This window comes from Kitasatospora sp. NPDC096128 (assembly GCF_040303105.1).
Classification (GTDB): Bacteria; Actinomycetota; Actinomycetes; order Streptomycetales; family Streptomycetaceae; genus Kitasatospora.
Genome location: NZ_JBEOSP010000026.1, coordinates 69,762 through 91,678 on the forward strand (window position 1 = coordinate 69,762; position 21,917 = coordinate 91,678).

General features: G+C 70.7%; 22 protein-coding genes. 8 read left to right on the forward strand and 14 right to left on the reverse strand.

Annotation, left to right across the window (positions count from 1 at the left end; translation table 11 throughout):
* Window positions 1-114: 114 nt before the first annotated feature.
* Window positions 115-1,299 carry an NADAR family protein gene (locus ABTY61_RS26625; RefSeq protein WP_350507599.1) on the forward strand — a complete coding sequence of 395 codons (1,185 nt, stop codon included), beginning with the start codon at window positions 115-117 and terminating at the stop codon, window positions 1,297-1,299.
* Between the two features lie 314 nt (window positions 1,300-1,613).
* Window positions 1,614-2,252, forward strand: coding sequence for a hypothetical protein (locus ABTY61_RS26630; protein ID WP_350507600.1), 639 nt, complete (start codon window positions 1,614-1,616; stop codon window positions 2,250-2,252).
* 76 nt (window positions 2,253-2,328) lie between these two features.
* On the opposite strand, the gene ABTY61_RS26635 is transcribed toward ABTY61_RS26630, so the two are convergent.
* The 4 genes from ABTY61_RS26635 to ABTY61_RS26650 form a co-directional block, all read right to left on the reverse strand.
* On the reverse strand, window positions 2,329-3,084 hold the full coding sequence (locus ABTY61_RS26635) for a DUF6928 family protein (RefSeq protein ID WP_350507601.1): 756 nt from the start codon (window positions 3,082-3,084) through the stop codon (window positions 2,329-2,331).
* A gap of 142 nt (window positions 3,085-3,226) precedes the next feature.
* Window positions 3,227-4,435 (reverse strand): tyrosine-type recombinase/integrase, encoded by a 1,209-nt coding sequence (locus ABTY61_RS26640; RefSeq protein ID WP_350507602.1) that lies wholly within the window; start codon window positions 4,433-4,435, stop codon window positions 3,227-3,229.
* The gene (locus ABTY61_RS26645) at window positions 4,435-4,617 is read right to left on the reverse strand and encodes a helix-turn-helix domain-containing protein (RefSeq protein ID WP_350507645.1); all 183 of its coding nucleotides are present in this window, start codon (window positions 4,615-4,617) and stop codon (window positions 4,435-4,437) included. Before ABTY61_RS26645 ends, ABTY61_RS26640 begins: the two co-directional genes overlap by 1 nt.
* 663 nt (window positions 4,618-5,280) lie before the next feature.
* Window positions 5,281-5,913 carry a helix-turn-helix domain-containing protein gene (locus tag ABTY61_RS26650; RefSeq protein WP_350507603.1) on the reverse strand — a complete coding sequence of 211 codons (633 nt, stop codon included), beginning with the start codon at window positions 5,911-5,913 and terminating at the stop codon, window positions 5,281-5,283.
* Window positions 5,914-6,536: 623 nt separating this feature from the next.
* Here ABTY61_RS26650 and ABTY61_RS26655 point away from each other — a divergent pair.
* From ABTY61_RS26655 to ABTY61_RS26680, 6 genes are all read left to right on the forward strand, one after another.
* The gene (locus ABTY61_RS26655; protein ID WP_350507604.1) at window positions 6,537-7,583 is read left to right on the forward strand and encodes a hypothetical protein; all 1,047 of its coding nucleotides are present in this window, start codon (window positions 6,537-6,539) and stop codon (window positions 7,581-7,583) included.
* Between the two features lie 80 nt (window positions 7,584-7,663).
* Window positions 7,664-8,293 carry an ATP-binding protein gene (locus ABTY61_RS26660; protein WP_350507646.1) on the forward strand — a complete coding sequence of 210 codons (630 nt, stop codon included), beginning with the start codon at window positions 7,664-7,666 and terminating at the stop codon, window positions 8,291-8,293.
* Window positions 8,294-8,414: 121 nt separating this feature from the next.
* Window positions 8,415-9,362 carry a DUF2637 domain-containing protein gene (locus ABTY61_RS26665; RefSeq protein ID WP_350507605.1) on the forward strand — a complete coding sequence of 316 codons (948 nt, stop codon included), beginning with the start codon at window positions 8,415-8,417 and terminating at the stop codon, window positions 9,360-9,362.
* A 449-nt stretch (window positions 9,363-9,811) separates the two neighbouring features.
* Complete coding sequence (locus ABTY61_RS26670) at window positions 9,812-10,384, forward strand: plasmid mobilization protein (RefSeq protein WP_350507606.1); 573 nt, start codon at window positions 9,812-9,814, stop codon at window positions 10,382-10,384.
* Window positions 10,381-12,141 (forward strand): relaxase family protein, encoded by a 1,761-nt coding sequence (locus tag ABTY61_RS26675; protein WP_350507607.1) that lies wholly within the window; start codon window positions 10,381-10,383, stop codon window positions 12,139-12,141. The genes ABTY61_RS26670 and ABTY61_RS26675 overlap by 4 nt, the downstream gene beginning before the upstream one ends.
* Window positions 12,142-12,413: 272 nt before the next feature.
* Entirely contained in the window at window positions 12,414-12,746 is a 333-nt protein-coding gene (locus tag ABTY61_RS26680; RefSeq protein WP_350507608.1) for a hypothetical protein, read from the forward strand.
* Window positions 12,747-12,812: 66 nt separating this feature from the next.
* Here the strand turns inward: ABTY61_RS26680 and ABTY61_RS26685 are convergent, their stop codons facing one another.
* The 10 genes from ABTY61_RS26685 to ABTY61_RS26730 form a co-directional block, all read right to left on the reverse strand.
* Window positions 12,813-13,223 carry an NUDIX hydrolase gene (locus ABTY61_RS26685; RefSeq protein ID WP_350507609.1) on the reverse strand — a complete coding sequence of 137 codons (411 nt, stop codon included), beginning with the start codon at window positions 13,221-13,223 and terminating at the stop codon, window positions 12,813-12,815.
* 53 nt (window positions 13,224-13,276) lie between these two features.
* A complete protein-coding gene (locus tag ABTY61_RS26690) occupies window positions 13,277-13,924 on the reverse strand; it encodes an L-threonylcarbamoyladenylate synthase (RefSeq protein WP_350507647.1) in 648 nt (215 codons plus the stop codon).
* Between the two features lie 96 nt (window positions 13,925-14,020).
* Window positions 14,021-14,770, reverse strand: a complete 750-nt coding sequence (locus ABTY61_RS26695; protein WP_350507610.1) for a phytanoyl-CoA dioxygenase family protein — start codon at window positions 14,768-14,770, stop codon at window positions 14,021-14,023.
* A complete protein-coding gene (locus ABTY61_RS26700; protein WP_350507611.1) occupies window positions 14,751-15,587 on the reverse strand; it encodes a creatininase family protein in 837 nt (278 codons plus the stop codon). Before ABTY61_RS26700 ends, ABTY61_RS26695 begins: the two co-directional genes overlap by 20 nt.
* Window positions 15,584-16,375, reverse strand: coding sequence for a methyltransferase domain-containing protein (locus ABTY61_RS26705; RefSeq protein WP_350507612.1), 792 nt, complete (start codon window positions 16,373-16,375; stop codon window positions 15,584-15,586). Before ABTY61_RS26705 ends, ABTY61_RS26700 begins: the two co-directional genes overlap by 4 nt.
* Window positions 16,372-17,034, reverse strand: coding sequence for an HAD family hydrolase (locus ABTY61_RS26710; RefSeq protein ID WP_350507613.1), 663 nt, complete (start codon window positions 17,032-17,034; stop codon window positions 16,372-16,374). Before ABTY61_RS26710 ends, ABTY61_RS26705 begins: the two co-directional genes overlap by 4 nt.
* On the reverse strand, window positions 17,034-17,474 hold the full coding sequence (locus ABTY61_RS26715; RefSeq protein WP_350507614.1) for a hypothetical protein: 441 nt from the start codon (window positions 17,472-17,474) through the stop codon (window positions 17,034-17,036). The genes ABTY61_RS26710 and ABTY61_RS26715 overlap by 1 nt, the downstream gene beginning before the upstream one ends.
* The gene (locus ABTY61_RS26720; RefSeq protein ID WP_350507615.1) at window positions 17,471-18,520 is read right to left on the reverse strand and encodes an enolase C-terminal domain-like protein; all 1,050 of its coding nucleotides are present in this window, start codon (window positions 18,518-18,520) and stop codon (window positions 17,471-17,473) included. The genes ABTY61_RS26715 and ABTY61_RS26720 overlap by 4 nt, the downstream gene beginning before the upstream one ends.
* Complete coding sequence (locus ABTY61_RS26725; RefSeq protein WP_350507616.1) at window positions 18,520-20,565, reverse strand: phosphoketolase family protein; 2,046 nt, start codon at window positions 20,563-20,565, stop codon at window positions 18,520-18,522. Before ABTY61_RS26725 ends, ABTY61_RS26720 begins: the two co-directional genes overlap by 1 nt.
* Window positions 20,559-21,656 (reverse strand): hypothetical protein, encoded by a 1,098-nt coding sequence (locus ABTY61_RS26730; protein ID WP_350507617.1) that lies wholly within the window; start codon window positions 21,654-21,656, stop codon window positions 20,559-20,561. Before ABTY61_RS26730 ends, ABTY61_RS26725 begins: the two co-directional genes overlap by 7 nt.
* Between the last annotated feature and the right edge of the window lie 261 nt (window positions 21,657-21,917).

Below are 21,917 nucleotides of genomic sequence, written 5' to 3' on the forward strand. Positions count from 1 at the left end.
CTCCGGTGACCGGCGCGATGCGATGTCGATCACAGGGAGCCACCCCGTCGAGCTTCCCCAGGGCCGAGCGGGAAAGCACACGCCACCCCGACACCAAGGCAGTAACGTGCACCCATGACGTGGCGGGGACCGACGTATCGAACGGTGGATGGGGAGAGAATCGACGGGGCCTGTTGCCACGTCTGGCAGCGGAGTCGATGGGATGCCGAGTACTACCTCGACGACCTGATCGTCTTCGCGGACGGCGCGGTCAGGTGTCAGGACCGGACCGACCTGGCCGGCCTGGAGAAGCTCCTGGCCTCGGGCCGAATCGCCGTGACACGGCCCGGAGCTCCCGATCTTCCTGACGAACCCTCGAAGTGGCGCTCCCGTCGCAGTGAACCGCTGACCCCGGACGGGTTTCTGAGCGAGGTCGCCGACAAGATCGAGGAACTCAACGGCCGACCGAGCACCGGGCAGCGCTGCTGGGAGGCGATCCGCCGCTACCAGCAGGAGCCCGACGAGCCGAACCGCGCACTGCTGCGGGACGCCTACCTGGCAGTCCCACCTCACCGCCGGATCTATGTCCTCGGCGACATGGACCTCCAGGACCGCCCCTTGCGGATCCTTCTCACCGACCTGGGTGAGGCCGTGGACGGGGATGGCCCGGTAGTGACGGCGGACATGCACCAGGAGACGCTGGACTACTTCCGCCGCGGGGACGAAGGCGTAGCCCGCGAACAGGAGAGGCGCGCCGTCCAGTACGCCGACGATCCGAGCGGGCCCGGCCGGGCGGCTGTCATCTCCCACCAGACCGTCTACCCGCAGGGCTGGCCCGAGGTGCTGGGACTGTTCGTGCTGCGCAACGACTACCCGACACAGATCGTCGTCGCTGGCGAGACCTACCCCTCCGTACTCCACGGCTACTGGGCCCTGTCGACTGCCGACGCCGCCGATCGCCAGCGGATCCAGGAAGCTCCGTCCGGGCGGGAAGCACAGGACTTGGGCGGCCGATCGGTTCAGCGGGCGGACTGGCCGGCGATGCGGCTCGCGGTGATGGGCAGGCTGCTGCGGGCGAAGTTCACCCAGCACCCCGAGGTCGCTACGGTCCTCCTCTCCACTGGGGACGCGACGATCAGCTACACCGGCTTCTCGGACTCACCCTTCTGGCGGGACGTCGCCGACGGCCGCGGGCGGAACTGGATGGGTCGCCTGCTTGAGCTGGTCCGGTCCGAACTCCTCGCCGAGCAGTCGCTCGGCAGCCACCGCGATCCCGAGGGTCCAACGGTGACCGGGAAATCCACGAGCTCGCAGATATGACGGGCGCCCACGACGACCAGCTGTTGCCAGCAGTGCCGAAGTCAACGCCCACGATCGGGAGCCCCGGTTCGGGGGAGGTCGACGACCGGGACTTGGCCGCTCACCTGGCGATCCAGGCGTTCATCGAGATCCGGTACCTGGCCGGTCGCGCTCGGCGGTTGCCGGAGGAGGTCTCATCCGAGGAGACCCTCGACCGCATCAGGCTCCTGGCCGACCTGGGCCACAACCTGCCCGTGGGCACCAGGCCGCGCGCTCGGCGTCCCACCCGTGGGAAGCCCGACGGCAGGCGGGAACGGGCGATGAGGGAACGGCCGATGAGTTGGCTCTGGAACACGGCCGGCCCGGAGAAGCGAGCCTGGATCGTCTCGCACATCGAGAAGATCGGACTCCGCTGGACTCCCCCGTCTCCACTCCCGATCCCGCGCAAGGGAGTCCCCCCGCTCAGCGCCCGCCAGCGCATGGGCCTGCTGGCGGGCTGGCCGGTGAAGGCCCCTGCCGGTCGTCAGCCACTTCCCCGCGAGGCGAGGGTCCTGAAAGCTCTGGACACCGACGCGGTCTCCGCCCTCCACGAGGAAGCCGGGCGCCTGCGGCTCGGCCGCGGCGGGAGCAGTCCGTGGCTCCAAGCTCATCTCGCGCCCGGTGGTCCCCACTACCTGTTTCCTGATCCGGCCGACTACTGCTGGCCGGACCCGGAAGCGGGGCGACGCTGGTGGGAGTGCCGCATGCTCCTGACGATGATCGACGGCGAGCAGGTCAGCAGCATGCTGGCCGTGCTCCCCGAGACCTTCACCACCCTGCCCTCGACCGTTCCGCGCTTCAGACAGCGCCGCCTCGCCCATGTCGCCCGCGCCACCGAACGCGACACCAGCCTCTGGGGCCGGGACCACAGGACACGGTGCAGCCCGGAGCAATGCGGATACGTCCCCACTGAGGAGGAGACCACCTCGGCGTGACCGCCTGCTCACGCAGGAGCGGATCCAGCCACTCATCGCGCTACGGGGACAGGCTGACAGCTCAACCCCATGTCGGTCACCGACGGTCGACCACAATCAGGGAGCCGTCGGGACCGTAGGTCAACATCCGCGGCGGCGCCATCCTGCTGACGGCTGCCCGCAACACGGCCTCCTTCTCCGCCTGCGTGGGCCCACCTGGCGCCGTGAGACGAAAGCCTCGCAGTGCCACCTCGTACGGGTCGATGTCGTCAGGCTCGGTCGCGCCCTCCAGCACAAAGCCGAAGAAGGCGCGAAGCGCCTCCTCCCCGAGTTCGAGGGGGTGGAACGGCAAGGGGTACGGGTCCTGGGCGCCCCACGCCTCGTCCAACTCCACCGCGTGCGCCCCGGCCCAGAACGGTGCCTCGAACGGGAAGCGTTCGCCGATGTCCTCCACCACACCGCCGTCGGGCGAGAGGCTGAGCGAGCGGACCAACCGACCGTCCTCCCAGACCGCGAAGGCCAGGAAGTCCACCACGCTGTGCATCCAGTGCACGACGAGCCGACGCCCCGCGCTCGCATCGATCAGATGCTGCGGCAGCCGCGAGGGATAGTCGCTCCCCCAGTGCCGGTCACAGATGATGTCCACTCCGGGGAAGCTCCCGACGTACGCAGTCCCGGCCGGCGGGTGGGTTGCATCGCCGAGTTCGCACCCCGCTGCCTCCTCGACCTCCCAGCCGGGATACAGGCGGCCGACCAGAGCCGCCGTACGCTCGCGGTCCGCTTCCGCAGGAAGGCGCAGCGGGCCAGACGCAGCACCGTCCAGATAGACGAGCAACCCGGTCTTGGCTCCCATGGATCACCTCTCGGAAACAGCGGACCCCCGATCTGGAGGCGGGTCGCAAGCTACCAACCGCTTACGACACCGGTGCCCGGCGAGGCCCACTGGATCGGGGCTCGCCGGGCACCGGGCGAATGACGGCGGGTCAGCGCCGAGGCTAGGAGAGCGCCTCCCCGAGGCGGCTCAGGGCCTTGAGACGCTCGGCGAGGGAGGCGTGCGCGTAGACCTTCATGGTCACGCCGACGTCGCTGTGGCCGGCGATCTCCCGGACGATGTGCGGGGGCACGCCGAGGTCGAGCAGCAGGGTGATGCACGTGTGGCGGAGGTCGTGAAAGCGGAGGTCGTCCAAGCCGAGGCGCCCGCGGACCGCATGCCAGCTGCGACGCAGGTTGTCCGGCTCGTACGGGGTGCCGATCCGGGACGGGAAGACGAGGCCGTTCTCCTGCCAGTCCATGCCGGCGGCGGCCCGCTCGACGGCCTGACGCTCCCGGTGGTCCGCCAGGGCGGCGAGGACCGGCGCGGGCAGCGGCAGAGTCCGCTCGGAGGACAGCGTCTTGGGTAGGACGAGTCGCAGCTCGCCTTCGACCCGCTGGAGGTTGGTGCTCACCGTGAGGGTGCCGCGCTCCAGGTCGACGGAGCTCCAGCGCAGGCCGAGCAGCTCGCCCCGGCGCATGCCGAGCATCAGCGCGAGGACATAGAGGGTGTGCAGGCGGTGGCCACTCAGCTCCTTGAGCACGAGCTTGGCCTGAGCGGTGGTCAGGCCCTTGCCGATCCGGTAGTCGGGCGCGGGGACCTTCACGAGCTTGGCCACGTTCTTGTGGATCAGCTCCTCACGGACGGCGTGCTCCAGCGCGTTGCGGAGCACGGCGTGCACGGACTGGATCATCCGCGCGGACAGCAGCCGCTTGCAGCACTCGCCTGCAGCACAGCAGATCGGCTTGGGCCGCTGCGCGTCCCAGCCGCCCTTGCAGCACTGGCACTCGGCGCGCACCCGGTTCAGCCACACCCGGACCTCCTGGGCGCGCAGGTCGCGCAGCCGTTTGGTGCCGAGGCCGGGTATGAGGTGGACGCGGACCACGCTCTCGTAGCCCTGGTAGGTCTTGGGCCGGCGGTTGGGCAGGACCTCCTCGGCGAGCCAGTAGTTGAGGTACTGGGCGACGTTGGAGTCGGTGTCGGGCAGCGGGATGCCGTTGATGGCGTCGGCCTGCAGTTCGACGAGGGCGTTGTGGACCTCGTCCCAGGTCTTGCCGTAGATGGAGACCCGCTTGCGGAGGCCGGAGGTGGTGATCACGTAGGCGCGGCCGTGGTAGCGGCCGTCCTTGCGCAGGGTGATGCTGCCCGCGCCGTTGGGGTTGCGCTTGGCCATCAGGCCGCCACCTCCGCGAGCTCGGCGACGAACGTCCGGACGGCAGCGGCCGGGACGCGGCGGGAGCGGCCGATGGTCACCGAGGGCAGGCGACGGGTGCGGATGAGGTCGTAGACGGTGGAGCGGCCGAGCTGGAGCTGGGCCATGACGTCCGGGATGGTCAGCAGGAGCTGCTCATGCAGGGCCGTGGGGTCGGCCGCCCCGGCCGGAGCGGCGGCAGGTGCGGAGACGAGGACCGGACCGCCGAGCGAGCCGGCGGCTTCGGCGGAGGTGAGCGACGGCGGCGCCGGGACCTTCGGCGAAGCAACGATCGAGAGTGCCATGCTAGGGACAGGACCCTTCAGTTGGCGGGCGCGCGAGCGCCCAGGTGCGGAGGGATCTGGCCCGGCAGGGGCGAAGGTTTGGCGACTGGACGCCTCTGCCGTGAACAGAAGAGAAGTCCCGACCGGCCCGGTGCGGGGCGGCGGGTGACTGGGAAGAAGCTGTCGGCCCGAAGGCGGCACCGGGACGTGGTCACCGGCTACAGCGTGAACAGACCGTCAGATCGGTCTGTGGGCCGCGATGGCGGCAAGCATGGCAGGTACGGCGAGACGGCCGAGGATGACCTCGGCCTGCGCCGGGCCAGTGGCAGTCTGGCCGACGGCATGGCGACGCGTGGACAGCACGCGGTTCCTTCCCCGGTGGTTTGTGGGCGGCAACCCGGCACCGTGGTTGATCGTCGTGGATGGGCGTTTCACGCGGTTGGCAGCCGCAGTGGGGTGTGACAGTAGCTCTGGATTCCGGCCGCACCAAATGGCGCGGCGACGGCCGAGGGGTGCTCGGGCGGTCGGCCCGGAACGGGCTCGTTACTGGGCGGCCTCCGAGGACTCCAGGTAGGCGAATTCATCAGGCAGCGCGGGGGGCACGACCTCCAGTTCGCGCATGCGAGCACGCCAGTTGCGGAGCGACTGGATGTCTCGTGCGTGAATCCTGTCGAGCTCGGCGACCGTGTCGAGGAACTTCGCTCGGTGCTCGGGATCTCTGGCCAGGGCCGCCTCGCGGCGCTTCTCCTCGCCCAGCTCGCGGCTGAGCATCGCGACCGAGACGAGGATGCCGTGCTCGCGGAACATGTTGAGCACGGTCTGCGTGGGCGTCTTCATCGCCTCCTCCCGCGACTCGCCAGTCACCCAGGCCACTGCGTCCCACATCGACACTTCCCGCCCCGGCAGCACCTCGATGGTGGGGGCGGTACCGAGAGGGAAGAGCATGGTGATCGGGGGCACGCCGAGGACCTCCGCAAGGACGAGGAGCTCGGCAACATCGACACTCGCCCGCCGGCCGCTCTCGAGGTTGGCGATCACGGTGCGCGGGATCGGGTACCCGAGCGCGGCGCAAGCGTCGGTGACGTCCTGGGCGCTCAGGCCGAGCTCCTTGCGCCGAGCTCGAAGAGCGTCGGCGACGCGGGCTGTCACCTTGGACGGCCAGTCGGTCTGTGTCATGGATGCAAAATTAGCTCCGATTGTGTGTCGCCGCAAGTCCGTGGTAGGGATTGGGGCACCGACTTCCCGACCTGCCGGACGAGGTGAGCCCATGACGACACAGGAAGACCGGCCTGCTGTGTTGCAAGCCGAAGCCGAGTTCCCCAGACCTTCGCGCGGTGGCGCCTTCCGTCGCGCCGGCGCGTAGCCGAGCGGGCTCGCGCCCAAGCGCTGCCGGGAGACCGTGTCGAGCAGCCTCGCGACACGGGGCGGACCGCCCTGTCTGCCGTGAGCGGATGGGGCCACTTCGCGTTGGATCTTCGAGGGGGGCTCGACATAGTGTCGAGCTCGCGCCGCCAAGCGGATGGTCACATCAACGCCCTCTGCATGACTGGCAGTTGACCAGAGCTGCTGCGGCCTCACCGAAGAGGCTGCCCAGCTACACCGAGGCCCTCGGTGCTACCAACACCGAGGGCCTCCACGGATCCCCTAACCGCCCATCCACGACGATCGACCGCGGCGACCGGATTGCCGTCCGAAATGTCACCGGGGAAGGAATCTCCGTGCCCAAGCGTACGACGCGGCGTGCCGCCAGCGCACGCCTTGTCTCGCACTCCGCCTCCCCGAAGGCGGGGTGGTAGGCCATGGCGCGCATCCGCACCATCAAGCCCGAGTACCCCGTCTCGGAGGACCTCGCCTCGGTCTCCCTGACCGCCGAGCGCACGTTCGTCTGCCTGCTCACCCAGGCCGACGACGAGGGACGTCACCGCGACAACGCGGCCGTCCTCAACGGCGCCCTGTGGTCGCTGCGGCCCGAGCACACCGCGCTCGACACCGAGGACGAGCTGCGCCAGCTCGCCGAGACCGGCCTGATCTGCCGGTACACCGGCTGCGACGGCCGCCAGTACCTGCACGTCACCAAGTGGCACGAGCACCAGAAGATCTCCCACCCCACCCCCTCGCGCCTGCCCTCCTGCCCCGTCCACGAGCCCGCGGGCTGGTGCGGCAAGTGCAAGGCCAAGGGCCAGGGCTGTGCGCGCCCGGCTCCGGAGAACTTCCGGAGCCTTCCGGAACCGCTCGCGCCCCTCGCGGAGACCGTCCCCGCCCAGCGGCCCTTCTCGGCCGACCCCGATCCCACCCCCGCCGTGGCCCTGCCGGTGCCAGCTGCGGCGGCTCCGAGCAAAAGTGCAGGTCAGACGGCTTCTCCGGAATCCCTCCGGAGGACTCCGGAGAACGTCGTGCCTGGACCATGGACCTTGGACCATGGATCTACCCCTAAAGGGGGCGGCGGCGCCGCGCCCACCCCAGCACCCTCGTCGGCAGCACCCCACCGGGACGGCCCGGTCCTGGTCGCGGCGCCCACCGGCAAGCCGTCGGTGAACGCGGGCGACCTGCTGGCCGAGTACGTCGCCACCTGCCCGAAGCCGGTACCGGGCGACGTGCGGGGGCACCTCGGCAAGGTCATCAAGGGCCTGCTCGACGGCGGCACCAGCGACGACGACATCCGCGCCGGACTGCGGCTCTACGCGGCGAAGCCGATGAGCCCGAGCGTGCTGCCGAGCATGGTCCACGAGGCGATCAACGCCCAGCCCGCCGGGCCCGCCCGCGCCGGGCACGGAGCCGCCCGCGCGCCGTACCAGCCCTTCGCCAACCCGGCCGACGCCCGCGACTACTACGAGGGGGACCTGTGACCAGCCTGCCCAACCCCCGTCGCACGGACGAGCGTCGCGAGCCGCAGCCGGCCTCCGGCGCCGTCCTGCGCCTGGAACGGATGCTGGCCGCCAAGGGCATCGACCCCGACCGGCCGCTGCCCGACACCGACCAGCCCTCCACCGCGCTGGAGCTCGCCGACCAGCGCATACCGCCGCGCTACCGCCTCGCCGAAGCCGACCACCCCGAGGTCGCCACCTGGGTCCAGCAGGTCACCCTGGCCTGCCGACCCGGCCCCGGCGGCACCCCGGGCATCGCCCAGGGGCCCTCGCTCCTGATCGCCGGACCCACCGGCTCGGGCAAGACCCACCAGGCGTACGGGGCGATCCGCAGCCTGCTGAAGGCCGGGGTTCGTCTGCGCTGGACCAAGCTCACCGCCACCGAGCTGTACGCCTCCCAGCGGCCCCGCCAGGGCACCGACACCGAGCGGGAGATGCGCGAGCTGATGGCCTGCCCGCTGCTGGTCCTCGACGACCTCGGCGCCGCCAAGGCGTCCGAGTGGACCGAGGAGCTGACCTTGCGGCTGGTCGACCACCGCTACGAACACCTGCTCCCGACGATCTTCACCACCAACCTGGCGCCCGGCGAGGTCAAGAACGCCCTCGGCGACCGCACCGCCTCGCGCCTCGCCGAGATGTGCGAACGCGCCATCCTCACCGGCGCCGACCGCCGCAGGCTACGCGTCGCCTGACCGGCGCTGGCGCTCAGCGCCGCCCGGTCAGCGCGCCGGCCTTCCCCGAACTTCACCCCGCCCCTCGCCTCGCCGCTTCGCCATGCCCGCCTGCGGCGAGGCCACCCCTGGAGCAACACCCTTGACCACCGCCGCAATACCCCCTGCCCACACCCCGCCTGCTCGGGCCACCATCTGGGACCGGCTCGCCGTCGGTCTGCTCGGCGTCCTCGGCTTCGTCCTCTCCTACGACGCGCTGCGGCAGATGGCCGGTGCGACCCACGTGCGCGGCCCGCTCACCTACCTGTTCCCGATCATCGTCGACGGCTTCATCGCTTACGGCGTCCGGGCCCTGCTCGTCCTGCGCGAGGCCCGCTGGCCCGCCCGCGCCTACGCCTGGACGCTCTTCGCCGGAGCGACCGCCACCAGCGTCTGGGCCAACGCCCTGCACGCCGTCCGCCTCAACGAACTGCCCACCACCGGCAGCGGGCTGAGGCTCACCGACACGGTCGTCGGTGTCCTGTCCACCCTCGCCCCGCTCGCCCTCGGCGGCGCCGTCCACCTCTACATCCTCATCGCCCGCCACGGGCACGACACCGCGAGCGCTCCCGCTGAGCAGAGCGCCCTTCCGCGCACCGAGGCTTCTGCCGACCCGGTGACCGCCGACCCTGTACCGGAGTTCCGGCAGGAACGGGTGGAGGACCGCAGCGACGAGAACGCGCTCCTGGCACTCCTGTCCGCCGCCGGACTTCTGCCCGCAGAGTGGCGCGACGCGCTGCCCGACTCCGAACCGGCAGAAGCCGACGACCGACCGGCCGATGACCCGGACCCCCAGGCCGAAGCCGCCGGAGGTGTCGCCCGGGCTGAGAACAAGCCGATCGGGCGTCCGCCGGGCGCGCCGATGGAGCGGCTGCTGGAGGTGGGCCGCGCGGCGGTCGCCGCCGAGGGCCGTCTCACCCGCGCGATCGTCGAGCAGGCCGTACGCGACGCCGGCCTTCCGCTCGGCAGTACCCGCCTCACCGAGCTGATGCGAAAGCTCCGCGAAGAGCAGGCCGACGAACAGAACCCTCCGCGTTCCGAGGCCGACTGACCGGCCCTGGTGTTCGGTTGACCGGCCCGGTCGGTCAGCCGGACACCGACTTCTGCCGACCCACCGCCGCACTCGGCAGAAGGCCACCGCCGCCCGGTCACTGCACCCGGCCGGACTCGACTCGCACCGCGGACACCAGTCCCATGTGGCGTTCGGTCCCGGGAAGGCCGCGCCTGACACGTCGCCCATACCTGCGATTTCCGGCATGTCCAAACCGGCAACCACACGGACACTGCCCACCCGCACACTCACCAGCCCGCATCGCCAGCCGCCACCGAGGAACGACACGCGTGAACGCCGTCCGACGAACCCTGCACAGCCTGCTCGGGAAGTCTGTAAGCTCCCAGGACTGCAACGGAGTTGACTACCTCCCTGCCCCTGGCGGAGCAAGCGAGTGCATACGGGGCCCCTACGGGGCCACGTACGCGGACGTCCCCGCCCAGGAGGGCGTGGACGAGCCGGTGCTGCCGAGGGCGGCAGCACCGGAGCTTCACCGCGAGGGCGCGGCGAAGCAGGAGAAGCCCTCCGACACGCCGTCCGAGCCCATCGCCGACGTGCTGACGCTCCCCGTTGCCAGCTCTTCCGCGAGCGCCGCCCGCCGCGTACAGCGCGCCCCGAAGCGTCGCCGCCGTGACCCCGATAACCCCTTGCCGAAGAAGGTGGGCTTCCGCTGCACCGAAGCCCAGAAGGCGCGCATCGAGCAGCTGGCCGCCGCAGCCGAACTGAACGTTGCCGCCTACCTGGAGCGCAAGGCGCTGGCCGAGGACCTCGCCGGCATCACTACCCGCGACGAGCAGTTGGAGCGGGCCATCGTGGCGCTCGACGCGGCACGCGGCCAGCTGGCGCCGGTCGGCAACAACGCCAACCAGATCGCCTACCGGCTCAACGCCGGCATCGGCATCGAGCCGGGCCCGGCGGGGGCCGTCCTCGACAGGGCTCTGGCCCTGGTCGCCGAGGTCCGGGCGGCCGTTGCGGAGGTCGACGCGTCGGCCATGCGCCTGGCGAAGGCGAAGCGCCGATGATCAGCAAGCCCATACGCGGGTCCAAGACGCACGGCGCGCTCAAGTACCTCTTCGGTCCCGGCAAGGCCAACGAGCACACCGACCCGCACATCGTCGCGTCCTGGGGCGGCTTCGCCCCCGACCCCGGCCGTGACCCAGTCGACCCAGATGCCACCCTGGTCCAGCTCCGCGACGCGCTCGACCTGCACGTCGTCCGCTACGGCAAGCCGGTCACCCAGCACGTCTACCACCGGCCCGTGCGCGCCGACCTGACCGACCGCATCCTCAGCGACGAGGAATGGGGCACCATCGCCCGCCGGATTGTGACCGCCGCTGGCATCGCACCAGACGGCGACCCGAACGGCTGCCGCTGGATCGCCGTGCGCCACGCCGACGACCACATCCACATCCTCGCGACCGTTGTCCGGGCGGACCTCACGCAGGCCCGCCTACGCAGCGACCAGTACCGCGTCGAGTCCGAACTCACGAAGATCGAACGCGAGTACAAGCTCAAGGACCTCTCCGACACCCGCACCCGCGAGTACCGGGATGCGATCCCCAAGCGCGCCAAGGGCACGGAGTTGCACAAGGCCCAGCGCCTCGGCCAGGAGGGCACCAACCGCGACCGCCTGCGAACCGCCGTACGCCAGGCCCTGGCCGGGGCCGCGGACGAGGAGGAGTTCACCGCCCGACTCACCGCGAAGGGCGTGCTCCTCGCCGTGCGCCGCGTTCCCTCCGGCGACGTGACCGGCTACAAGTTCGCCCTTCCCGCCAGCGGCGAGAGCGGGCCGATCTGGTTCTCCGGCAGCAAGCTCGCCTCCGACCTCACCCAGCCGAAGATCCAGGCCCGCTTCGCCCTCGGCGTCGACGAACCCGCCTTCCCCACGCCCGACCCCCGCACCTGGCCCGCTGACGGCCGCCACCGGGCCAGCACCACCATCGAACGCGCCTACCCGGCCTTCGACGACGACCAGGACGTCGCCCGCGCGGAAGCGGTGATCCGGGGCGGCCTCGAAGTCCTCGACACGCTCGCCGCCACCAGCCCCACCCTCAGCAGGAAGGAACTCCACCAGGCCACACGGGCCCTGGAGTACACCCGCACCGCCCACACCCGCGCCGCCGGCGCCGACCTGCGCGCGATGCGCTCCGCCGCCCGCGAACTCCTCCACGCCGGACCCGCCACCGGCCGGGGCGAGGACGGCACGGCCGCCGCCACGGCCCTGACCAGCCTCGTCCTGCTCGCCATCGTGATCGCCAAGTGGCACGCCGCCCAAGGCCACCGCCACCAGGCCGACGCCGCCCGCACGGCGGCGGACCACCTTCGCGCGGCCTACACCCGGCACGCGGCCAAGCCGATCGCCCACCTCACCCTCGAAGGCCGACTCCTCCCGAAGCCCGACCACGACCGGCAGGCCGACGCCGTCCGCCGCACGCTGCCCGCCGACCAGGCCACCCGGCTCCTCGCCGAGGAGAACTGGGCAGCCCTCGCCGCCACCCTCGCCCAGGCCGAGGCCGCCGGCCACAACCCGACCACCCTGCTCACCAACGCCGCCGGGCGCCGCGAACTCGCCACCGCCGACTCACCCGCCGCCGTCCTCACCTGGCGCATCCGCCGCGACGCGGGCCTCCCCGCCCCCGCACCGGCCGCAACCCCCGACGAACTGCGCACCAGGGCAGCCCGCGCCCGCACCACCGCCCGCACCCCCGGCACACCGGCCACCGCGGTCATCACACTGCCGGCGCCGGTCGAACCCGACCAGGTGCGCCGAACACGCTGACCAACCCAGGTGGGCGGGTACGGAGCCTCCGCACCCGCCCACCAATCTCGCCCAGCACGGACATCACCCGTCAGCCGCCGCCGAAAGCAGAACCCAGCCAACGAAGCAGACCGCCGGGACTTCCCGAGGAAACCCGCTCAGCCAGAGCGCCACAACTACCCTGCAGCGAGGTGACGGTGTCGATTCGATGTCCTTCTCGCTGGGAGGGATCCATTCCCGCACCGCTCGTCGTATGGTCCCGTGCTGCCCCGCTGCCGACCCGAAGGGACCGCATGACCGACTACGACCACGACTTCTACAACCCCGCCCCCGAACCCGCGCGTGCCGTCATCCGCGCCGTCCCGCACCCCGCCGAGCTCAACCCCCGCGGCATCACCATCACCTGCACCGCCTGCGGCGCCCGCCGCGACTGGCTCCTCCTCGCCGTCCACGACCAGATCTTCGTCCGCTGCCGCTGCGCCCACGAGTGGCGCGAGCCCGACCTCACCCGGGCCGACTTCGACCTGCACTACATCGAACCCGAGCACGAATGGGACGACTTCGACACCGCCATGAGAGCCCTCGCCTTCGACGGGATGATGGCCGGAGCGATCTGGAACGAGTAGGCCGAACTGGCGCGGGGTCGCCCCAAACCGGTGACGACCCCGCGGCAAGCATGTCCGGCAGCGCGGTTAACCGAGGGACGCGCCGTCCAGGCATGCCTGCACGGGCTCAAAGATCCCGTAGGGCACGTATGCGGGGATCTCATCAGGCGAGACCCAGGCAAGCTCGGCCACTTCGTCGGGAGCCGCAACCTGCGCCTCTCCGGTCTGGACCGCGCAGGCTACGTAGAACAGCCACCGCCCTGTCTTCGGGTGGACACGCTCGCCCAAGAGCCTGACGGCTGCCACGTTCAGGCCCGTTTCCTCCCGGGTCTCACGGACAGCGGCCTGCAACGGCGTCTCCCCGGCCTCGATCTTGCCGGCCGGGAACTGCCAGGACAGCTCCCCCTCGCTGACCAGGCGCCGCACCATCAGCACGCGGCCCTTGTGAACCACGATCGCAGCGGCGATACCAGGCACCCCGTCGGACGTCTGCGTCACGCCTACTCCTTCCGCGAGAGGTGGCGCCGAGATCGGAGCATCGGTGGCTCCGTTCAGGAAAGGATCTCGCGTCCGAGTACCGCTTCGACCGCGCGTTCGTGAACGAGTCCGGCCCGGACGAGACGTGCGTCAGCGGTCGAGCAGTCGATGATCGTCAGGTGGTTGGCGGCCGGGCAGACACCGCTGTCCAGGATCACGGTCGCCTTGACACCCGTGAGGCTCAGGAAGTCGGCGACCTCCTCGGGCGAGATCGCCGGCCCGCGCGCGTCGATGCCCGCATCCCCGGAGATGTTGACAGTGGTCGCGGCGATGGGAGTGCGGGTCAGCGAGGCCAGCATCCCGAGTGGGCCCGGGGAGTTGGTGACGAGGGCCGGAGTACCGACGGCAGAATGCCGAGCACCCTCGTCGGCGTCACGCCAAGGCAGGAGGAGGGCCAGATCGCCCGGCCAGAATGCCTCCGCCAGGCTGCGGGCCTCGTCGGAGATCACGAAGCGTTGTTCGCAGTCCGCCAGGGACGGGGTGACGAGGACGAGGGACTTGGCGGTGGGCCGCCGCTTGCCTTCGAAGATGCTCCGGCAGGCGGGCGCGTTGGTGGCGTCGGCACAGATCATGTACCAGCGCGAGGTGGGGACGATGACCAGCTCGCCGGCTTCGAGGGCGCTGGCGGCTCGGTCGAGCTGGTCGGTTGGGATCTGCTGCATGAACACTCCGCTTTCAAGATCGGCGAGTTGGATCAGGTCTGGCTCGGCAGTAGTGCTTCCAACGGCTGTCCGGCACGGGGGAGCTGCGGGAGGTTCCTACGAGGACGCCTCGGCCTGGTGCAGTCCGGCGAGACCCGGGTAGTCCAGCCATGGGTCCCGCAGTGACTGGAGTCGGTGTTCGGCATGGGCGACGTGCGACACGCGGAAGTACGCCATGATCCGGGGTTCGCGGCTGAGGTTGCGGCCTACGGCGTGCGGCACGAGGTGGTGCATGAGCAGGACGTCTCCAGGAGCCCCGAGGAACGGCGTGCCCGCTCGGGCATCGACGTCCGGAGGGACCTGGTCAGTGATGCCGAGGGACCACTGGTCGCGGAACCACTCGGACATGGTCAGGTGTCCGCCGGGCTGGTAGCGCAGCGCTCCGCCGGTCGGGTCCGTGATGTCGGAGAGCACCACGCCGACGAGGAGCGAGAAGGTCCGCAGTTCGTCGGGATCGAGGTGGGGACAGGCGACGCCGTCGACGTGCATCGCCTTCTCGGGTTGCGACTCGGGGATGCGGACCTGGATCTGCGTGGTTGAGACGGGCTGGAAGTCTCCGAGCAGCGCACCAGCGAGAGTGGCTGCCCCGGAGCTGGAGAAGAGACCCAGCAGATCGGGGTGGCCGCCGAGTTCAGGGGCGAAGGTGCGCTGGGTGTAGGAGTGGATGAGGGCAGGGTCCATCGACTCTCGGAGCCAGTCGTCGACGAGCACACGAGCGCGAGCGACGAGATCGGAGCCAACGGCGCCGCGCTTGATGAGCAGGCCGTCACGTATGAAGGCGCTCTTCTCAGCAGGGGTGAGGGCCATGGGAACTCCTGACGAAGGCGGGCCACTGCGGGCGGTGAGGGAGAAGCTGGGTCAGGACTCCGGCAGCCGAGTCCAGGGCGCTCTCGACGATCGCGTGGCCGACGTCGGGGGACGCTGCTCGCGGGTCGCCGCCGATCACCCCGCAGGCCCCGATGGCGCTGTCGCCGGAGTTCCACGGCCACGTCGCTCCACGGTCGAGCACCAACCGGTCGATCTCCCCGCGCCGCTCTCCGTCGGCGCTGAAGTCCACAGGGAGGCGGTCGAGATGGACGTCCTCGGGGGCGAGAGCGAGCATGAGCGAGGTCTCGCGGTGGCCGGCGTGAATCTCCGGCAGCTCGCCTTCGCTTCGGAAGGCCGACAGCGAACTCGGGTGGATCACACAGGCTGCGAGCGCGTACCGCTCCTGTAACTCGTAGAGGGCGGCCTCCAGGACGCCGCGGTTGCCGCCATGGCCGTTGACGATCAGAAGGGTCCGGGCAGGGGTGGATCGGACGTAGCCGCCGACCACCGCGTCGAGCAGGGACATGAAGCTCGCCACTCGCAGCGAGACCGTTCCGGGCGACCAGATGTGTTCCAGCGACAGGCCGTACGGGATCGCGGGCAGCGCCCACAGGTCGTGGTGGTCGCCGTAGCGCTCGACCAGCCGGGTGGTGAACTGCTCCGCGATGACCGTGTCCGTGTTCAACGGCAGGTGGGGGCCGTGCTGTTCGACGGAGCCGATCGGCAGGCACAGCACCGATCCGGCACCGAGCCCGGCAGCGACGTCCGGGGCGGCGAGCCGACCGTACTGCCGAGCCGTTGCTGCGGCTGGCGTCACATCCCGCTCCGGCGGCCGATCCGGATGAGGAACTCGTTGTCCTCAAGGAAGGTGTCGTCGCTGCTGTGCTCGGCGAGAACGGCCCGGACGGCGGTCTCGAAGTCGGCGAGTCGATCGCCGAAGAGATGGGGTGCGGCGAAGCTGGTCGAGTAGAGGTAGCCGAGGATGCCCTCGGTGGTCCAGGTGCGCTGGACCGGCACCCGGACCTCTTCGACCTGGTTGAACGGGGATTCCTCCATGATTTCGCTGTAGGGCCGGTTGTGGTGCTTGAAGGTGCTGGTGCCGGCCCGGCGCTCCTCTCCGAGAAACTCCTGGACGACCGCGCGCACGGACTGCTTCCAGGGGCTGTCCGCAGCCCAGAAGCTGTTGTCCCCGAAGATCGCGACCGCGCCGTCCGGCGCGACCTGGTCGTCGAGGAGCGCGAGGACGGTGGCCTGGTCGAGCCAGTGGAAGGCCCGGCAGATCGTGACGAGGTCGGCGAGCCAGCCCGCCGGAGGCGTGAAGTCCTCGGCCGTGGACTCGACGAGTGCCAGGGCAGTCCCGTCCGGCAGTGCGGGGCGGAGAGCCGACTCCGCCGCCGCGAGCATCTCGCTGTCGTTGTCGATCGCGATGATGTCGTCGAACCGGTCCAGCAGGGCCTCGGCGACCAGGCCGGTGCCGGTGCCGACGTCCAGGAGCCGGCGAGGGCTGCTCTTCGGTGCGGCCTGGTCGAGGACGGTGGCGACCTCCTCCGGGATACCCGGGCGGTACTGGCGGTAGTAGCCGACGGTGCCGGTGAACAAGCTCATGGAAGCCTCCGGTCGAGTAGATGACGTACGTGCTGCACAGCATCAGCGAGATCGTTGGCCACCAGCACGCCATGTCCAACGAGTGACGTTTCGTCAGGCACCGTACGCCCGTGGGACACCCACACGGCACGGAGTCCCGCGGCCGTGGCACCTCGGATGTCGCACTCCCAGTCGTCGCCGACGTGGATGATCTGCGAGGGCGGCACCTGGTGCGAGTCGGCGACCGCCCAGAAGGCCCGGCGGTCCGGTTTGGCGTAGCCGGTGCGGCACGAGGGAAAGTGGCCGCTGACCCAAGGGGACAGGAGCTTGAGGAGTCGCTCGGGGTCGGCCTCCGTGCACGTGACGTTCGACAGCGTCACGACGGTCGCCTCCCGGCTGAGTTCCTGCAGCGCATCGACCGTCCCCGGGAACAGCACGAGCGGGGCCACCGGAAGGTCTCGGGGGAAGGCCGATGGCTCGATGCTCAGGGCACGGCACACCCGGTCGACCACCGCATCGGTGATCTCGGGCGCGGTGTGCAGGACGTCGCGCATGATGCGTCGGGCTTGCTTCGGGCCAAGCGGCGAGGCGGCAGCCAGGTGGGCGGCGAGACCCGGGCCCTGCGCGTTCCCCAGCGTGCCTCCGATGTCGAGGCTGATCAGCGATCCGACGGGCTCCATCAGGCGGCCTCCATTCCGGTGACGGGCAAGGCGGAGACGATCGCCTCGATGCGCGCTGTACGGATCGACTCCGTCGTGGCCTCTCCGAGGAAGGTGAGCGCGTACCGCATCTCCGCCTGGTCGAGCGCGTCCAGGTTGCGTCCGTGCCTCTGGGCCGCCTCCGCGAGGTCCGTCGGGATGGTGCGCGGACGCAGTCCGTGCGGCAGGTGAAGCGTGCCCGACCAGACGGGCGCTGGCACCGCCACCCGATACATCGGCCGCAGGACGGTGACGTCGTCGAGGCTGATGATGCGCACCGGCGCGCGCCCATCGCCAAGGTCGAGTTCGCCGGACAGGAAGGTGTCGTGGCCGTCGAGGCGGTGGTCGAGCACGAGGAGGGGACCCTGTTCGTCGTGCCGGGTCGTGCCGCGGACGGGAAGGCTCTCGCTGCTCCGGGTCATTGGGGTCTCCGTGGTTGGGTGCCGAGGCCGGGGGTTCGGGGCGAGGGGAGATGGCCGTGCTCGGGTGTCCAGGGTTCGGCGTAGAGGGTCTGGCGGCGGGGCTCCCACTGACGGCGGTACTCGACGGCGGGGACGGCGTCGGGGAAAGCCGCCGCCAGGTGGATCCCCGGCACCATCGAACGGCCGTGGGGGTAGACGGGGACGCCGACCTGGCGAGCCGCCGCGGTGATCTCGACGGCTCGGGTTAGCCCGCCACACGCGACGACGTCGATGGTGAGCGCCTTCGGCCTCACCTGGTCGAACAACATGGGCAGGTCTTCCTCCGGCCGCAGTCGCTCCCCCACGGCCACGGGCAGGCCGGCGTTGGCGAGGCGGTGGTAGATCCGCAGGTAGTGCTCCGGCAAGGGGTCTTCCAGCCAGGTGAGTGCCGGGTTGTCGAATCGCTTCGCGAACGCAGTGGCGAGCTCGGGACTCCACGTTCCGACCGCGTCGACGGCGAAGCCCTTGCCGAGGATCTCGGCTGCCCGATCCACGGACTGGAGAAGGTGCCTGGCTTCGGTGGCGGTGGTGGAATCCGGTCGGCGCCGGAGACCCCACTTGGTGAAGGCCCAGCCTTCGTCGGCGACTTGGGCCAGGGCACCCGAAGCGGGAGGGCCGCTGAGATCAAGGCGGAGCCACGAGGCGTACGCCGGTACGGACGAGCGGCTCGCTGCCGGGGCCAACAGGTCGGCTACTGGCTGATCGGCCAGACGTCCGTGGAGATCCCACAGAGCACAGTCCACTGCTCCGACGGCCCACTCGGCCACGCTGCCGACCAGTGCGCCGGCCGCGACCTGCAGTCGTGCTCGGTGGCCGTCGTGGTCGGTCACGAGGTGACCAACCGCAGCGTGGGATAGCACGTCGACAGCGCGGCCGACGGGCTCGCTGACCGGGCCGTACCAACCTGTCCGGCCACCGCCGTGCACGGTGACGAAGACGGTGTCGTCCCCGGCAGCCGCGCCGGCTCCGACCAGCATCGTCTCGATCTTGTCGATGGTGACGTCCATCAGCACGCCACCTCCCGCGGGGCGGTCAGCTTGCGGGCAGCCTGAAGCAGACCAGCCGGGTCGAGGCCGAGTTCACCGGCGAGTGCTGCCTGGGACATCGGCCCAGGGGGCTCGCGCCAGCCGATGACTTCGACAGGACGGCCGAGCCGTCCGGCGAGCAGTCCCCAGACGGCAGCCGGGTGGCCCAGCGTGGCCACGAGGACCGCAGCGTTCTCGCCAAGGTACGTCGCTGTCTCGGCCGCCGACAGGCCCCTTGGCCAGACCTGCGGATCTCCGAGGACCGTCAGGTCCAGCACACCCACGACGCGAATCCGGCAGCCCAACTGGGCTCGGATCACGGGAACCGCCACTGTGGTGGCCTCCGCAGGAAGATCGCCTGCAACCAGAATGGTGAGCTCGGGCTCGCCCTCATCACTCAGGTGAGGCCAGACCGCCACGCCCCGTGCCAGTTCCTGCTCGATGGTCTCGTCCGGCTGCTGTGCCGTCGCATGCTTGCCAGCGACCACCATGTTGACGCGGCCGGTCGACCCCAGCGCCTCGTCCAGGACGAGGGCCGCCCGCGCAGGGTCCGCCGGGGTCAGCACCCGCACGGCCGGATCGCACGTCGCCAGCAGGGCAGTCGCCAGAGAGGGATCGCCGTGCGTGTAGACGTTGTGCCACCCGTACGAGGTCAGCAGCAGGTTGAGGCTTGGTGCGGGGGCTCCGGCGGTGAGCCGACGGTGCTTGAGGTGGCCGACGACTCCGGAGGTCAGGAGCGGCGCGAAAGCCTCGTAGGACACCAGGACACCGCGTCGGCCACCGGCGAGCCAGCCGCACAGCCATCCCAGCAGGACCTCCTCCGCCAGGACCTCGGACACCCACGGCTCGTCCTGAAGCGCACCGAGGCGGTTCGAGGCGAGCTCGTCAGGGCTGAAGAGGCGGAAATCCCCTGCGACGGCGTGGGTCCGAAGAACTTGGTCCATGGCGTACCCGAAGTCGCCGCCGTCCCAGGTCGGACGGCGCACGGGCTGGATCGCAGTCGGCTGAGAGAGCGGGGCTGCCGGGCGCCGCCCTGCCGTTTCGAGCGCGCCGGCCAGCTCTCCGGTCGGGCGCCCATCGGTGTCGAACAGCTCTGCCGGCCGGTACGAGGCGAGCCACTGCCCCAGGAGCTCTCGCTGGCAGCCGTCTTCGCGCGCCAGGCCGAGCGGTGTCTTGTGGGTGCCAGGCGTGCCGAGGAGCGGCCGTTCACCGATCTGCTCCGGCCCGCTCCAGCCTTTCATGCACCGCAGGAAGACGGCGGTACGCGCACCGTCTGCGGCCTGCCCCACGGACTCCAGGAGGGCCTGTCGGAAGGACTCATGTTCATCGCGGGAGGCAGCAGACACGTGCACCACGCGGCTCTGCCAGCCCAGCCCGGCCGCGTATCCGGCGAGTTCCCCGTCCGTCATCGCGCCCAGCAGGGACCGGTCGCCCATGCGGAAGCCGTTGACGTGGATGATCGGGACCACCGCGCTTGCAGGCAACGCCCGTGCCGCGAGCCAGGAGGCCGCTGTGGTGGGCGTTTCGCACTCGCCGTCCCCGATGATCGGGAGAACGACCCGGTCAGGCGTGTCCAGTGCGAACCCGTGGCTGAACGCCAAGGCACCACCGAGACAGCCCCCCGGAGCCGACCCCGCTCCGAGTAGAGGGTGAACCTCTGCCCCAAGGCCGTCCACCTCGGGAAAGTCGTGGGCCAGACGCGCCAGGCCCGCGGCATCCCGGGAGTACTGCGGACGTACCGAGGCGAGCTCTCCCGACAACCACGCGAAGGCCAGCTGCACCACACCCGCGTGGCCGGCACCGAGTACGGGAACGAGGGCCCGGCAGGGAGCCGCCTCCCCCGCTGCGAGCGCCGTGTGGGCAAGGGCCCACGCGGTTCCCGGCACCGTTCCCCAGTGGCCCGTCGGTCGGCGCTTGATGTGGCGGGCTCGCAAGGGCTCTTCCAGGAGCACGTTCTCGTCGAGGTGCAGGAGCACCACCGACACGTAGACGGCGGCCCTCCAGAGCGCATCGGCCCGGCTCAGCACGGGGGCACCAGGCTCTCGCCGTCGAAGGTGAAGTACCACAGCGGCCGGTAGCACTCCCAGGCTGCCGGACGGAGCCCGGTCGGGCTCACGATCCGCTCGATCTCGCGGCGCGCTCGGAGGTAGAACTCCAGTGAGTCGGACCCGCCGGCCCGCAGGCCAGCCATGATCGAGTTGTGCGCCTGGTAGACCTGGAAGTTCGGGAACTCAGTGACGAACGGCATCAACTTGGACACCCCGTCGCTGAGTTCCGCGAGGCTGTCCAGACCGACTATGTAGGTGAACGACGTGGCATGACCGGCCGCCATCGCCCGCCGGAGGACCTCGGGCATCTCCTCGGCCGTCAGCACCGCCTTGCTGGCCTTGAGCAGCAGGTCCCGCCGGCTGAAGCACTCGGCGGTCAGCCGGAGCACGAACGGCGTCACGCGCTGGGCCAGTTCCTCGAAAGCGCCGGTGCTCCGGATCACCGAGGTGAGGAAGCCGATCCGGGCGCCGATTCCGTGGGCGCTGAGCACCTGACGCAGTCCTATCAGGTGGTCAACGGCAGCCCGCTCGCGCTCGAAACAGCCGGTCGACACGGTGACCTCGCGCAGTTCGGTCAGGTCCCGGTGGGGGTGCTGTTCGACCATGGCGGCGAGCAACTCGCTCAGCTCCCGTTCCTCGGCGAGCCGGGGGTCTGCTGCCGCCTCCAGCGTGTTCGGGCAGAACGCGCACCCCACGCAGCGGCTGCGGGCGTTGGGGTTGAGCGTGGCGGCGCGACCGCCGTCCCGGAAGTACCCGCCGACCGCCTCATCGGCGGCGACCCGCTCGACGGTGGCGATCGGGCTGCCGGCCAGCATGAGGTCGTGGCCCTCCAGCCTGAACGGTGATGCCTCGGCGTTGAGCGGGACGATCACCATCCAGGAGACCTCGGGCCGGGTGGCCATGCGCACTGCGACCCGGGCCCGGTGGCGGGCGTGGACGGAGGAGATGCCGAACAGGTTGATCGCCATGAGTAGTGCGTCCTCTACCGGCACGCCGAAGCGGTCCGCCAGGCGTTCGACGTGCGGGAGGGTGAGCGCTGCTGTTGATGAGTCTCCAAGGACTGCCGTCATGATCCGTTCTCCGTCGGTGTCTGGACCGGGCCTGGGATGAGTCGTCCGCCTGTGCGCCGTGCTGGACATGCCGTCCTCCCTACCGCCGTCTGGGAGGATCAGCCCGTGCGGGCCTGCCGGGTTCCGTCCGGCAGGCCCGCACGGTCTCTCTTCCGCCTACCGCCCCGGGTAGGGCGGCTGCGGGGTCGGCGGTGCCGGCGGCGGCGGGGGAGGTGGCGGCGGAGGCTGCGGCGCCTCCAGGCGAACGCTGGTGAACGTCAT